Annotated in this window: 10 protein-coding genes; all 10 read right to left on the minus strand. The window is 67.0% G+C overall.

What is annotated here, in order from left to right; genetic code table 11:
- Window positions 1-109: 109 nt before the first annotated feature.
- The 10 genes from DN388_RS25085 to tssH all read right to left on the minus strand — a co-directional run bounded on the left by DN388_RS25085 (window position 110) and on the right by tssH (window position 13699).
- Window positions 110-1159: a serine/threonine-protein kinase gene (locus DN388_RS25085; RefSeq protein ID WP_255002810.1), complete on the minus strand. Its 1050-nt coding sequence runs from the start codon at window positions 1157-1159 to the stop codon at window positions 110-112.
- Window positions 1156-1884 carry a PP2C family serine/threonine-protein phosphatase gene (locus DN388_RS25090; protein WP_058540723.1) on the minus strand — a complete coding sequence of 243 codons (729 nt, stop codon included), beginning with the start codon at window positions 1882-1884 and terminating at the stop codon, window positions 1156-1158. Before DN388_RS25090 ends, DN388_RS25085 begins: the two co-directional genes overlap by 4 nt.
- A complete protein-coding gene (gene tssM / locus DN388_RS25095; RefSeq protein WP_255002813.1) occupies window positions 1885-5442 on the minus strand; it encodes a type VI secretion system membrane subunit TssM in 3558 nt (1185 codons plus the stop codon).
- A gap of 14 nt (window positions 5443-5456) precedes the next feature.
- Entirely contained in the window at window positions 5457-6326 is an 870-nt protein-coding gene (gene icmH / locus DN388_RS25100) for a type IVB secretion system protein IcmH/DotU (RefSeq protein WP_058540725.1), read from the minus strand.
- 4 nt (window positions 6327-6330) lie between these two features.
- A complete protein-coding gene (gene tssK, locus DN388_RS25105) occupies window positions 6331-7662 on the minus strand; it encodes a type VI secretion system baseplate subunit TssK (RefSeq protein ID WP_054916577.1) in 1332 nt (443 codons plus the stop codon).
- Between the two features lie 2 nt (window positions 7663-7664).
- Window positions 7665-8159, minus strand: coding sequence for a type VI secretion system lipoprotein TssJ (gene tssJ / locus DN388_RS25110; protein WP_043860551.1), 495 nt, complete (start codon window positions 8157-8159; stop codon window positions 7665-7667).
- A gap of 5 nt (window positions 8160-8164) precedes the next feature.
- On the minus strand, window positions 8165-9328 hold the full coding sequence (tagH, locus tag DN388_RS25115) for a type VI secretion system-associated FHA domain protein TagH (protein ID WP_078481829.1): 1164 nt from the start codon (window positions 9326-9328) through the stop codon (window positions 8165-8167).
- 17 nt (window positions 9329-9345) lie between these two features.
- The gene (locus DN388_RS25120; RefSeq protein ID WP_058540727.1) at window positions 9346-9486 is read right to left on the minus strand and encodes a hypothetical protein; all 141 of its coding nucleotides are present in this window, start codon (window positions 9484-9486) and stop codon (window positions 9346-9348) included.
- 96 nt (window positions 9487-9582) lie between these two features.
- A complete protein-coding gene (locus DN388_RS25125) occupies window positions 9583-11100 on the minus strand; it encodes a sigma 54-interacting transcriptional regulator (RefSeq protein WP_255002821.1) in 1518 nt (505 codons plus the stop codon).
- A 10-nt stretch (window positions 11101-11110) separates the two neighbouring features.
- Window positions 11111-13699 carry a type VI secretion system ATPase TssH gene (gene tssH, locus DN388_RS25130; protein ID WP_255002824.1) on the minus strand — a complete coding sequence of 863 codons (2589 nt, stop codon included), beginning with the start codon at window positions 13697-13699 and terminating at the stop codon, window positions 11111-11113.
- Window positions 13700-13705 lie beyond the last annotated feature (6 nt).

Raw genomic sequence — 13705 nt, forward strand, 5'->3', positions numbered from 1 at the left:
CTCGTCTGTAGGCCTTTATCCCAAAGGCCTAGGGAAATGTATGCACAGGGTTATCCACATTTGAGTGCGCAAGAAGTTGCGCAGTTGGTAAAAACGGCAGGGTAGGTTTTCACCGCTTGAAAAGCGAAAAAACACGCCCCCAACAGCCCCCTTTCGACGCCAGCGCCTCCTGCAGTTGCCGCGCACTGATCGTGCGCTGGGCAGGGTCGAATGCCAGCGCAATTTTCAGCGCAGGCCAGCAGTGCGCGGGCAGGTTCGACGGGCGCGTCAGCGTGCGATCGAGCTGCTCGGCGCGGGCCTGAGTTGAAGGCAGGCGCCGATAGGGATGCTTGCCGCTGGCCAGCTCGTAGATCAGGCAGGCCACCGCATACATATCCGCCGCCGCACCCAGCGTGCCGTGTTCCAGCAGTTCCGGTGCAGCGTAGCCGGGCGTCCAGGCGTTGAAGCGCTCGCGGCTGAGGTGGGCCAGCCCCGAAAGCACACCGGCGTCGGCCTGGCCAAGACCAAAATCGAACAGGCGCACGCCGTCTTCGCCGAGCATCACGTTGCTCGGCTTGAGGTCACCGTGAAACACGCCCCGGGCATGGCAGCAGGCCAGGGCTTCCAGCAGCGGCAACACGATCGCGTTCAACGCCTGCCCGTGCAGGCCCAGCGGTTGCTCGCACAGCAGTTTGTCCAGTGCAGGCCCGCGCAGCAGCTCCAGGGTGATGAAGGCGCGCTGGCTCGGCGGGTCGATCTCGAAGCTGTACAGGTTGACCACCTGCGGGTGCGCCACGTGCCGGGTCAGGGCAAACTCGCTGAACAGCAGCGCGTTGGCATCCGGCGAGGCGGCCAGCGCCTCGCTCATGAGCTTGATCGCCACGCAGGGCTGCGGGTCACCGAACTGCTCGCGCAGCAGATCGCGGGCGCGATAGACCATGCCCATGCCGCCGGCACCGAGCAGGCGTTCGAGCCGATAGCGCCCGGCCAGCACCTGCGGCAGCGGCACCAGCGGCGGTGTCGGCGCCGGCTTTTTCTTGCCTGTGCGGCGGCCCTTGCGCTTGGCCGCAGCGGGCGCCGGGGCGGCCAACTGGCCGTTGACGAAGGCGAAATAGGTGAGGTTGGCGTCGCGGGATTCGGTGGCCAGCAAGGCACTGAGGTCGGGCTGGTGCCTGCTCATTGGCGAATCACCACTGCGGTCAGGTTGTCCCCCGCCGCGCCGCGCAATGCCCCTTCGAACAGCCGCTCCAGCGCGACCTGCGCCGACGCCAGGCTCAATGCCTTGCCCAGGGCATCGCTGCTCAGTTCCTGATACAGGCCGTCGCTGCACAGCAGGAACGCATCGCCCGGGTATACCTGCAGCTCCAGCACCTCCAGGGTCAGCTGCTCGCTGGCGCCAAGGGCGCGGGTCAGGGCGCGAGCGCCCGGTTGCGCCCGCGCCTGCTCCGCGCTCATCTGGCGCTGGTCGATCAACTGCTGCTGCAACGAATGGTCGCGTGACAGCTGGTAAAGACGCTGCTGGCGCCACAGGTAGCAGCGGCTGTCGCCGGCCCAGATGCACGCGGCACGCTCGCCCTCGAGCAGCAGCGCCACCACCGTGCTGCCCATGATGCTGTCGTGATGTGCATCCGTGACGGTCAGTTCCTGGCCAAGGCGCCGGTTGATCCAATGCAGGCACCCGCGCACCCCTTCCAGGCGCTCGTCAAAACTGCCATGGGCCGGCAACTCGGCCAGGCTGGCGACGATCAGCTGGCTGGCCAGGTCGCCACTGCGGTAGCCGCCCATGCCATCGGCCACCGCCCACAGCCCCTGCGCCGGGCATTCCAGAAACGCGTCCTCGTTGCGCATGCGCACCTTGCCAGCATCCGTGCGCGCCGCGCTGCGCCAGCGTGCTCCAACCTGCATCTAGAGCGACCCCGGCAGACGAAAGCCGCGTAACACGCCAACGTCGAAAGGGTTGGGCGCACGCTGGCTGCTGAGCAGGTAGTTGGCCCGCAGCCCGCCCACTTCGGCCTTGAGCACCAGCACGTCGCGGCCCTTGAGGTACTCGGTCTGCATCAGGTCGAACAGGCGGAACAGCGACCACGGCCCGGTGTTCTTCTCGATGCCGATCGGGCGCTCGACCATGCGTTCGAGCACCAGGCTTGCGCGACCGCCCTGGGCATCGGTCGGCCAGTTGAAGGTCATGGGCACCACCGGGCCGTGGCGATAGTCCAGCTGCCGATCGCCAAAGCGGAACTCGGCGCGGCTCACCGCCGAGTCCAGGGTGTAGGGCTCGAGCCTGAACTGCACCTGCGGCTGCGCCGGGTTCTCGGCGAAGAAGCTCTGGCGAATCGTCTGGGTCCTGGCCATCTGGTCCAGGTAGACCCGCGAGATCGGCAGGCTCTGGCCGTCGATGCTGCGCAGGCGGTAGCTGCCCGGGTCGCCGCTGATGAACGGGCGCAGGTACGTGTCGAAGAAGCGCTCGGCGATGCCCTGGGCCTTGAAGAACTCACGAAAGTCGTTGATCGCCACGTCACTGGTGCTGTGGGCATCGAACGGGTAGCGCTGCTGGATCGACTCACCGTAGAAGCCGTACAGCTCGCTCTGGTAGCGCTCGTTGACGTACTGGTAGGCATCGTTGAGTACCAGCCGCCAGCTGTCTTCGGCCAGCAGGTTGAACCAGCCATTGAGCGGTCGCGGCAGACGCCCGGAGGCGTTGCGCAGGGCGCTGAGCGCATCGCGCTGGCCCCCCATGCGGGTCTTGGCAAGCTCGAAGGCCATCTGCTCCGGCTGGCTGGCGCGCGCGAGGCCGGCCATCTGCAGTTGCAGGTCGTTGAGCGCCTGCAGCGCCGGGGTGAGGTCGGCGGAGGGGCCATTGTTTTCGTCCAGCAGCCGATGCAGGGATTCGAAACGCCGCTGCAGGGACTTCTTCGCGGTGTCGGGCAGCGGCTTGGCCGCCACGGCGGGCTTGCTCGCCAGGGCGCCCTGGACCTTGCCGGCCACGGCGACCGCCGTGTTGGCCTTCTTGCCCAGCTTGACCCCCTTGGCCGGGTCGCTGGCCGGTGCCTCGGCGGGCTCATCGGTGCTGCCCGGCACGGGCTCGAAACGGGTGTTGTCGCGCACCTGCACCAGCAGTTGAAGTACCGGCGAGTTGGCCGAGGTGAGCCCGGCGAGCTGATCGGCGCCCTCGCCGGCATCGCCGAACGGTTGCAGGCCGACCTGGCCGACAGCCTCGCTCCAGTGGTTGGCGTAGTCGCGAAAGTACAGCTGTTCCAATCCTACCAGCAGGCGGCGCATGTCCATGTCGCTGATGCCGCTGCCCTCACCCAGGACCCAGTTGTCACGCAGCAGCTCGCTGACCAGGGTCGAGCCCTGTACCGAGAAATACTGCTCGTAGCCCTGCTGGGTGTAAAACCCCGGAATCACGTAGTCGGTGCCGAAAAACAGCCCGCCCTGGGGGCCCAGGTGCTGGCTGAGGCGGTAGTCGGGCAGGCTGCTGGCCTGCTCGCGCAGTACACGGTACACCACGTTGACCAGCGATTCGCTGCGCAGCACCTTGCGTGCCTGGGCCACCAGTTGCGGGTCCAGCGGGTAGCTGAATGGCAGTTGCAGCAGGCGTTCGAAATGCCCGTTGAGCCCGTTTTGCACCGCCGTGTTGCCCGCGTAGCGGCGCGACCAGTCAGCGGCTACCCACTCCTGCAGCCAGGCGGCTTCGCGGCGGTCGGGCATGCTCAGCATCAGGTAGGCACGCAGGCTGTTGAGCAGGCGCTCACGGTCGCGCAGGTTGCCACGTATCTGCCCTTCGAGCTGTTTGGCCACCCGTGGCAGCAGTTGGGTGTGCAGGTCCTGCTCGTAGGCACTGCGAAGCAACGGATTGCTCTGCTCGCCCTGGTACAGGCCCAGGCGCTCATGCAGTGACGCATCACCCGAAGGCGGGAATACCTGGGTCGCGGCATAGCTGCTGTCCAGCGGCTTGAGCGCGGCCATGGCATCGCTTTGCGGGGTCAGCGCTGCACGCTGCCCGGCCCACACCTGACCAAGCCCGCGCAGTTGCTCGAGGCGGTCGTGGTTGGCACTGAAACCGCCCGCCCACAGCAACCCGCAGCACACCAGTACGCCCAGCGCACCGACATACAGTGCGCGCTGCCCCCAGTCGATGCGTCGCCGCTCGCGCTGGTCGAGGCCGGCCAGGTCGGCCTCGGGGAAGATGACCCGGCTGAGCAGGTGATGGATGAACCGCGAACGCCCGCTGCGCAAGGTGGGTAGCACCGTGCTGGGCAGGCCCAGGCTGGCCCCGATGCTGGCGGTGTCCGGGTCCAGCTGCTGGACAAGGTGCGGCGCACTGGTGAGGTAGAACCCGCGAAGCTGGCTGGCGCGCTGGTAGCGATTGCCGGTGAAGGCGATGTCGACGAACAGGCACAGTTGCTCGCCGATCTGCGCCAGCTGGTGCGGGAAGTCGAGGATGCGCGCGCGCCGCTGTGTATCGCGCTCGTGGTGCATGCGCATGATCACCTGGCTGTTGAGGCGCCGCAGCAGCGCCTCGAAGGCCTGGCGCAGCACGGCCACATCGGTGCCGTTCTGCGCCTTGGTGAAGGTGCTGCCCAGTACCTGGTCGCTTTCTTCACGGCTGAGCTGGTCGAAGAAATCGTCGAAGCCCTGCAACTGGTCGGCCTTGCTCAGCACCAGGTACACCGGCACCTGGACATGCAGGGTCTGCTGGATTTCCTGCAGTCGCGCATGGACCTGGCGCGCCAGGTTTTCCAGGCCCTTCTCGTCGCCACTGCGCAGCAGCTCGACCGGCACGCTGACCAGCACGCCGTTGAGCGGCCGGCTGCGGCTGCGTCGACGCAGCAGGTTGAGCAGGGTACGCCAGGCACTGGCGTCGACCTCGGCGGTTTCCTGGGTCAGGTAGCGTCCGGCGGTGTCGATCAACACCGCGTGGTCGGCAAAATACCAGTCGCAATGACGCGTACCGCGGGTGTCGCGGGTGAGTTGGCGGTCCAGTTTGTTGAGCGGAAACTCCAGGCCGGAAAAGTCCAGCAGGCTGGTCTTGCCACTGCCCTGGGGGCCGATCAGCAAATACCAGGGCAGGTCGTTGCGCCAGCGCTCGCTGCGCCCGCCATACAGGCTCGAGCCCTTGAGCGTACGCAACGCCTCGCTGAAGCGGCTGCGCAGCTCCTTGTGGTCCTCGTCGATGCGCGCTTCACGGCGCAGGCGTTCCTGGCCGTCCTCGCTCTCTTCGACAGCCTTTTTCTGCACCCCGGCGCGCCAGCTGGCGAACACCATGCCCAGCCCCCAGCACAGGAACAGCGCACTGATGGTCAGCAGGCGCGAGGTGGCCGAGGCCCAGAAGCGGTGGTCGTCGACTGCCAGCAGCGGCCCCACGAACCACACCAGCAGTACCAGCGACAACACCAGCAACAGCGTCCATACCCACGTCTTGCGCAAAAAATCGCCGACTTTCTTGAAGAAGTTTTTCATCACACGTCCCTGTTCTACTGCTGCGCCTGGACCGTTTCCGGATCAAGCTGCTGAAAAGGTTGCAGCACGGCCTCGCGCTGCTCGCCCAACACCCAGGCGAACCCCGAATACATCACCACCAGGCAGATCAGCGCGAACAGCGTGACCATCCACCACGGCACCACCCGCACCAGGCTGCGACGCTGGTCGTTGAGCCCTTCCCACTGCGGCGAAAGTTCGCGCGGAGCATCCCCGCGCAGTTGCCGCACCTGGCGGAACAAGGCGTCGCGAATCCCTTCGAGTTCGAGCATGCCGCGTACCATCACGCGGTACTTGCCCTCGAACCCCAGCGACAGGCACAGGTACATGAGCTCCAGCATCGGCAGGTGCTTGACCGGGTTCTTCGACAGACGATCGAGCAGCTGGAAGAACTTCTCGCCACCGAAGGTCTCGTTGTGAAAGGTGCTGAGCAGGCTCATCTGCGCCCACTCGCTCTCGTTGCCCCAGGAGGTGGTGACCACGGCCTCGTCGAGCACCGAGCACAGCACGTAGCGCGCGGTCATCACCTGGCTGGGCTCGGCGCCGTTGTGCAGCGCATGGGCCTCGAACAGCTTGATGCCATGGGTGAGGGTCTGGTTGAGGGCGTCGAGGTCTTCGCGGCTGTCGCTGTGCTTGAGCCGCACCACGTGCGAGAGCAGGTCCGAGGCGGCTGCCACCAGGGTGTTGAGGCTGATGTTGATGGCCTCGGCCGGGCCCAGGCGGGCCGAGTAGATCATCCGGTCTTCCAGTTGCTCCAGGCGCGGCGTGGCCAACCCATCGGTCAGCGGAACCTGCCTGGGCGCCTGGCCCTGGCGGTCCACCAGCACGGTCTTGTCGTCCTGACGGTGTTCGATGTCCTTGTGCATGCGGTCAGTTCCTGATGGCCCAGAATTTCAGTTCGAGCTCGGCGAACTCGCCCGAGACGTGGAAGGCAAAACCACCGGAGCGCTCCAGCAGGGCCTGGTCTTCGGCGTTGAATTCGAGCAGGAAGTAGGTCTTGTTGGAATGGAACGGGATCTGCCGCGGCGCCACCGGCAACGGCACCACCTTGATGCCAGGCAGGTGCAGGTTGACCAGTTGCCGGATACGTTCCACCGGGCCGACCTTGAGGTGCGAGGGCAGGCGCGTGCGCAGGGTCTCGCTGTCGCAGTTGGCGCTGGCGGCCAGTACGAACGAGGCCGAGGCGAGCAGCGTCTGGTCGTGCACGGCGGCCACCAGGATGCCGTACTGGCGGGTTTGCAGGTCCAGTTCGATGGCGTGCTGTTCCAGCACCATCGACAGCACCTCGCGTATGCCGTCCATCAGCCGGCGAAAGCTCGCGCCCTGGTCGCTGTGCTGATAACGGCTGTCGGTACGCGGGCGCTTGGTGTCGCTGGCAAAGGTCGCCAGGTCCCCCAGCATGGTCAGCAGGGTGCGGTACAGCTCCTCGGGGTGCAGCTGGTCCAGGCCCAGGTAGTGACGCAGCAGCAGTTCGGTGCGATTGATCAGTTGCAGCATCATGAAGTCGCCCACCTCCGCGCCGCCGACCTTGCCGTTGGAACGGATGCGCTCGGCAATGGTGTCGCCACGGTGGCCGAGCATGCTGATCACCTCCTTGAGGCACGACAGCAGGTAGCTTGAAGCGTGGGTGTGGATGAAGGTCGGCACGAACTCGGGGTCCAGGCTGATCACGCCGTCGGGGGTGGTGTCGAGCACGGCGCACAGCTTGAGTTTGACGTAGGCCTGATCGCCCTGCTGCTCGCCCAGCAGCAGGCGAAAGTCCGGCCGTGCACAGCTGATGTCGCTGTTGATGTCGTCACCGGCGTTGGAGTCGCTGACCGGGGTCTCGTAGGCGATGTAGCGCGCCAGCACATCGGACTGCTCCAGTCGCCGGGTCTCGATGTGGTTGCCGGTCACCAGCGGCAGTGCCAGGTACACCGGCGTGTTGCCGGTGTTGGGCGGTATGTCCAGGGCCAGCGGCTCGATGTTGCTGCTGAGCTCGAACAGGCTGCCGTCGGGCAGCACGCCGCTGGCCTGGCTGACCACCAGCTTGCCCATGCTCAGGAACTGCTGGTCGATCTCCAGGCTGAGAAAACCCCAGTTGTAGCTGCCCAGCAGCTGGGTGCGGGTTTTCATCTGGTAGTCGTAGTAGCGATCGTTGTGCTGGAAGTGCTGCGGACGCAGCAGCATGCCTTCCTGCCAAATGACTTTGTGCACATGCATGATCAGTTTTCCGTCCGGGCCAGTGTGGCGTTGCTGTTGCGAATGCCAGCCTGGTCCAGCGTCAGGCTGGCGCTGTTGAGTGCCTGCGGGGTGATCTGGACCACGTAGCGCCACTGGGTCTGCTCCAGGTCGCGGTAGGCCGCCAGCACGCCGACGTAGCGGCTGCCAGGTTCCACGCTCAGGCGCAGCGTCACGTGCTCACCGGGGCGCAGCTCCAGCTCTTCGCTGACCACCAGGTCTGGCGCCAGGGATTCCTTGGCCCGCTCGTACAGGCTGAAGAAGTCGGCATGCTCGAAGGCCACCGGGTGCTTGAGTTCGAACAGGCGCACCACGATCGGCGAGGGCCGGCCATTGAGGTCCGGGTTGAGCTGGTCACCGGCGTCGAGGGTCAGTTGCAGCTTGGTCAGTTCCGAGTACGGCGACAGCGCGGAGCAACCGGCCAGCAACAGCGCCAGCGCCATCAGGCCGGTGGAGAGAAAGGTCTTGCAGCGCAGCATGGGGATCATCCTTGAGCGTCGGTGTGAAGGGTACCGATCAGGCGAACCTGTTCGGCGTAGGCCTGGGCGAAGTCGCGCGCCAGCAGGCGCTCGCTCCATTCATCGTCCTGGCCAAGGGCCTGGTGGTAGCGCACGTAGGCGCGCCACTGGCTGCCGGCAGTCCGCAGCAGCGGTGCCCGGCCGCGCTCGAACTGCAGGCCCAGCTGGCGTGGCGAAAAGTGCTCAAGCACACCCTGCAGCGCAGCGCGACAGGCCGTCAGCATCGCCACCTGATGCGCCTGGAGGTCGCGGTAGGCCTGGGTCAGTGCCTGGCTCGCAGGGAGCTGGCCGGGCGCGGCCGGGTGCAGCAACAGGCCCAGCGCCTGGCCGGCATCGGCGCTCGACTTCAACGGGTTGTGGCTGGCGCGGTGGGAGGTGGTCAGGGCCAGGCGCAACTCGTTCTTCAGTTCGCTGCGGGTGCGCAGGCTTTGCTGCACGCCGCCGATGCTCTGCTTGAGCAGGCCGGCCGCCTTGATCGCCAGGGCTTCACGGGCGCCAGGGTCGAGCCCGCCCAGATCGACCCCGAGGGCGGTACCAAAGGCTGCCCAGAACCGTTCGTTACATGCAGGTGCCGGCGGCGCCTGTGGTTCATCGTCGGGTTCGGGCTGCGCCACCAGGTTGGGTACCAGCAGGCTTTCCATGTCTATGCGCGCGTAGTCGGGGCGCTGGCGGGCCACCGGTGCAACCGTGTCGAGTGCACTCAGTGCGTCGAGGGGCGAAGGCTCGACGTCCTGCTGGTCAAGGGCATGGAACGGGTCCAGCTCAAGAAAGGCGTCGTCAGGGATGATGCTGCCCGCGGCGCTGGGCAGGCCGACCTCGACATCGGCTGCGGTGCGGGTGACCAGGCGCGCGCGCACCTCGAAACCGCCCAGCAGGTACACGCTGTCCTGCTCGATTCGCTGCGCCTGCCCCTTGCGCAGCTGCGCACCGCTGCGCCCGTCGCGGGTGCCGTTGCTGCTGATGTCGGTGAGGAAGAACACGCCCTCCTGACAGGTGACCAGCGCATGTCGCTTGGAGACATGCCGCTGCGGGTCGCTGATGACCCAGTCGCACGCCTCGTCGCGCCCGATCACGCCGCCTGCACGGGTGAAGGTCTTGCTGCGTCCCTGCGTTTCAAGAACCAGTTCCATGTTGATGCTCCTTGCACTCACTTGCCGCGGTTGGCTGCCTGCGGATCGCCCAGCGGGCGATAGGTGTCGTCGTTGAATTTGTAATTGCCGCTACAGCCGCCCAGGCCGCTGAGCACGATCAGCGCCAGCAGCAAGGCGGGCCAGTGACGAACAGACATTTGCAGATCTCCATCGGTGGGCATTGCACGGGGCGCCGCCCGCCAGGGGCAGCGCACGGTTGTAAGGGAAAATGCAGCATTGCTCGCCATGGCCGCTCAACCTTCGAACTCGCCAAGGTTGATGTTCAGCCGCCCCAGGCGGTACAGCAGGGTGCGCCGCGGCAGGCCCAGCTCGCGTGCGGCCAGGGTCTGGTTGCCGGCGTTCTTGCGCAGGCAGTCGAGCAGCCAGTGGCGCTCCACGTTTTCAAGGCGGTCGCGCAGGTTCAGCCCGCTGTCCCCCGACGGTACTTCGCTGGCCGGGGCAACATGCTCAGGCAGCAGGTACTCGCCGTCGCACAGCAACACCGCGCGCTCCACCAGGCCCTTGAGTTCACGCACGTTGCCCGGCCAGGCGAGCCCGTCGAGGTAGGCCAGTGCCGCCGGCGACCACTGCAGGGGCTTGCGCCCCAGAAACTCGCAGGCCTTGGCAGAGAAATGCCGGGCCAGCACTGGCACGTCGCCGCCGCGCTGACGCAGGGCCGGCAACTCGATGGGGAACTGCGCCAGGCGGTAGTACAGGTCTTCGCGAAAGCGCCCTTCGCTGACCAGCACCGCCAGGTCGCGGTGGGTGGCGGCGATGATGCGCACATCGATGGTGTGGGTGTCGTTGGAACCCAGCGGGCGGATCTCGCCCTCCTGCAGCACGCGCAGCAGCTTGGCCTGCAGCGACAGCGGCATGTCGCCGATCTCGTCGAGCAGCAGGGTGCCGCCGTGGGCGGCATCGAACAGGCCAGGGCGGTCGCGCAATGCGCCGGTGAAGGCGCCCCGGCGATACCCGAACAGTTCGCTCTCCAGCAGGTTCTCCGGCAGGGCCGCACAGTTCTGCACCACGAACGGCCGGGTACCGCGCGGGCCGTAGTCGTGAATCGCCCGGGCCACGACCTCCTTGCCGGTGCCGGTCTCGCCCAGCAGCAGGACGGTGTAGGGGCTGTGCAGCACCTTGCTGATCAACTGGTAGGCCTGGCGCATCGCGGCGCTGTTGCCGATCAGCCCGTAGTCGGTGGCGCCTGCGCGCGTGGCGGGCAGCGGCGCCAGCGGCACCTCGGGCTGGTGCAGGCGTTGCAGCAACTCTATTTGCACCAGCACGAACGCCCCCAGCTGTCCCAACGACTGGGCAAAGCCGCCCAGGTCGACGCTGGTACGGCTGGCACACAGCAGCAGGCCGGCGATGGCCTGCTGCGGGTTGAGCAGCGGTACGCACAGCAGCGACTGCCAGGGGCTGTGCAGCACCGGCAGGAAACTGGTGTCGAGCAGGCTGGCGGGCAGGTCGGCAAGGCTTACCGAACGGTTCTGGCACAGCGCGAACTGCAGCAGTTGCTCGCCGTTGTAATCCACCGGCACGCTGGCGGCAGCACGCGGCTGCAAGGCCCCGCCCAGCCATTCGGCGGCAAGGCTCAGCGAAGTGTGGGTGGCATCGAGCAGGTACAGCTGACTGAGCTCGCAACCGCTGAGCTCGGCCACCGCCTGCACGAAGCGCTCCTGCAGCGCGGGTTCCCGGCCCGTACGCGACAGGCTGGCGAAGTGCGTCAACAGGGCTTCGGCATAGCGCAAGGGCTGCGGCACGTGGGTGAACATCACCCCCACCTCAGGCAAACTCGCACCTCACGCCCGCATCGCCATCGAGCGTGGCATGCACCTGCTGCAACGACTCCCCGGCCGCCATCGCTGCCAGCAGCCGGTCAGCCACCTGCGGCATCAGGTACAGGTCGAGCAGGTGGTCGATCAGCCGCGCGCCGCTGTCGCCCTGGGTGCAACGCTCGGCCAGGTGCTCGACCAGCGCCGGGGCATAGGTGAAACCCAGTTGCCGGCGCAGCAGCCGCTGGCCAAAGCGCTGCAGCTTGATCTCGACCAGCTCGCGCAGCACCGGGCCGCTCACCGGGTAGTACGGCACCACACGCATGCGCGCCAGCAAGGCCGGTTTGAAATGCCTGCTCAAGGCGGGCCGTATGGCCTGTTCCAGTTGCTCGGCAGAGGGCCGTTCGGCGCCTTGGCAAAGGCTCGCGATCTGCTCGCTGGCCAGGTTGGAGGTCATCAGGATCAGGGTGTTGCGAAAGTCGATTTCGCGCCCCTCGCCATCGTTGGCCACGCCCTTGTCGAAGATCTGGTAGAACAGGTTCAGCACGTCCGGGTCGGCCTTCTCGACCTCATCCAGCAGCACCACGGAATAGGGCTTCTGGCGCACCGCCTCGGTGAGCATGCCGCCCTCGCCATAGCCGACGTAACCGGGCGGCGCGCCGATCAGCCGCGACACGGTGTGCTTCTCCTGGAACTCGGACATGTTGATGGTGGTGATGAAGCGCTCGCCGCCATACAGCAGGTCGGCCAGGGCCAGGGCCGTTTCGGTCTTGCCCACGCCACTGGGCCCCACCAACAGGAACACCCCGACCGGCGCATCGGGCTTTGCCAGGCCGGCGGCGTTGGCCCGCATCGACCGGTCCAGTGCCTGCACGGCCTGCTCCTGACCACGGATGCGCGCACGCAGGTCTTCGGCAAAGCGCATGATCCTGGCGTTGTGCTCGCGGGCCAGTTGCTCCAGCGGCACGCCGGTCCAGGCACTGATCACTTCGGCCACCAGGCGCGGGCACACTTCGAAGCTGACCAGGCGCTCTTCGGCCTGCGCCGCTTCCAGCAGGCTGCGGGTGGTCTCCAGGCTGGCCTGCAGTACGGCCACGTCATCCCGTGCATTGCCCTGCTCGCGGGCTTCGGCCAACTGCCGGCGCAGGTCCAGCACCTGCTCGGCCAGCGCGCGCTGCTGTTCCCAGCGCGCCTGCACGGCCTGCTGGTCGGCCTGATCGCTGCGCAGTTGCGCCTGCAACAGGTGCAGCGCCTCTTGGTCGATGCCCACGCCGGCTTCGGCGTCGCGCTGCTGCGCCTGCACCTGCCGCTCGCCCTCGGCCAGCGAGGCACGCAGGCGTTCCAGGCGTTGCGGCGCGGCGGCCAGGCTGATGCGCACCCGGGCACAGGCGGTGTCGAGCACATCGACCGCCTTGTCCGGCAACTGTCGCCCGGCCAGGTAGCGCGCCGACATGTGCGCCGCCGCCACCACCGCATCATCGCGCAGGTAGATACCGTGACTCTTCTCATACACCTGGGCCAGGCCGCGCAGGATGGTCACCGCCTCGTCCGCTGTCGGCTCGTGCAGTTGTACCGGCTGAAAGCGCCGGGCCAGGGCCGGGTCCTGCTCGAAGTACTTCTTGTACTCGCTCCAGGTGGTGGCGGCGATGGTGCGCAGCTCGCCCCGCGCCAGTGCAGGCTTGAGCAGGTTGGCCGCATCCGAACCGCCGGCGTTGCCGCCCGCACCGATCAGGGTGTGGGCTTCATCGATAAACAGGATGACCGGTCGGGGCGCGGCCTTGACCTCGTCGATCACGCCCTTGAGGCGTCGCTCGAACTCGCCCTTGACGCTGGCGCCGGCCTGCAGCAGGCCCATGTCCAGCGCCAGCAGCTCTACCCCGCGCAGTGCCGGCGGCACTTCGGCGGCGGCAATGCGCAGCGCCAGGCCCTCGACGATGGCGGTCTTGCCCACACCGGCCTCGCCCACCACGATGGGGTTGTTCTTGCGCCGCCGGGCAAGGATGTCGATCATCTGGCGCAGCGCTTGATCGCGGCACAGTACCGGGTCGAGTCGGCCGTCGCGGGCCTGCTGCGTGAGGTTGTGGGTAAAGCGCTGCAGCATCGACTCGCCCTGCCCGCCCGCGGCACCCTGCGCTGCAACCGGCCGGGACGCCAGGGCGAAGCCCTTGAGGCGCTCGATGTTCAGGCGGGCCAGCAGCGGCTGGTAATGGCTGCCGGCATAGCGCACGGGGTTGCGCAGCAGCGCCAGGATCAGCGCAGCCTGTTCTACCTGGCTGCTGCCCAGTTCGAGGTTGGCCACCAGCAGCGCATCCTGCAGCCACTGCACCAGTTCGGGGGCGAACACCGGGTTGCGCGAAGCGCTGTGTTCAAGCTGCACCTGCAAGGTGGCGCGCAGTTCGCCCGGCGCCACGTCGGCGTCGTGCAAGGCCCGTTCAAGAAGGCCTTCGGGGCGATCGAGCAATTCCAGCAGCAGGTCCTCGACCAGGATCCTGCTGCCGCCACGTGCCACGCAACGTTCGGCGCAGCGCTCCAGGTCACGACGGGTGTCGGCGTCCAGCGCCTGGATGAGTTGTTGCAGGTCTACGGTGATCATGTCCATCGGTCC

This window comes from Pseudomonas sp. S12(2018) (assembly GCF_024355235.1).
Lineage (GTDB): Bacteria > Pseudomonadota > Gammaproteobacteria > Pseudomonadales > Pseudomonadaceae > Aquipseudomonas > Aquipseudomonas palmensis.

Excerpts from the sequence above, each read along its gene's own strand:
- DN388_RS25085 (WP_255002810.1), bottom strand. The coding sequence starts at position 1,159 with ATGAGCAGGCACCAGCCCGACCTCAGTGCCTTGCTGGCCACCGAATCC.
- DN388_RS25090 (WP_058540723.1), bottom strand. The coding sequence starts at position 1,884 with ATGCAGGTTGGAGCACGCTGGCGCAGCGCGGCGCGCACGGATGCTGGC.
- tssM (WP_255002813.1), bottom strand. The coding sequence starts at position 5,442 with ATGAAAAACTTCTTCAAGAAAGTCGGCGATTTTTTGCGCAAGACGTGG.
- icmH (WP_058540725.1), bottom strand. The coding sequence starts at position 6,326 with ATGCACAAGGACATCGAACACCGTCAGGACGACAAGACCGTGCTGGTG.
- tssK (WP_054916577.1), bottom strand. The coding sequence starts at position 7,662 with ATGCATGTGCACAAAGTCATTTGGCAGGAAGGCATGCTGCTGCGTCCG.
- tssJ (WP_043860551.1), bottom strand. The coding sequence starts at position 8,159 with ATGCTGCGCTGCAAGACCTTTCTCTCCACCGGCCTGATGGCGCTGGCG.
- tagH (WP_078481829.1), bottom strand. The coding sequence starts at position 9,328 with ATGGAACTGGTTCTTGAAACGCAGGGACGCAGCAAGACCTTCACCCGT.
- DN388_RS25120 (WP_058540727.1), bottom strand. The coding sequence starts at position 9,486 with ATGTCTGTTCGTCACTGGCCCGCCTTGCTGCTGGCGCTGATCGTGCTC.
- DN388_RS25125 (WP_255002821.1), bottom strand. The coding sequence starts at position 11,100 with ATGTTCACCCACGTGCCGCAGCCCTTGCGCTATGCCGAAGCCCTGTTG.
- tssH (WP_255002824.1), bottom strand. The coding sequence starts at position 13,699 with ATGGACATGATCACCGTAGACCTGCAACAACTCATCCAGGCGCTGGAC.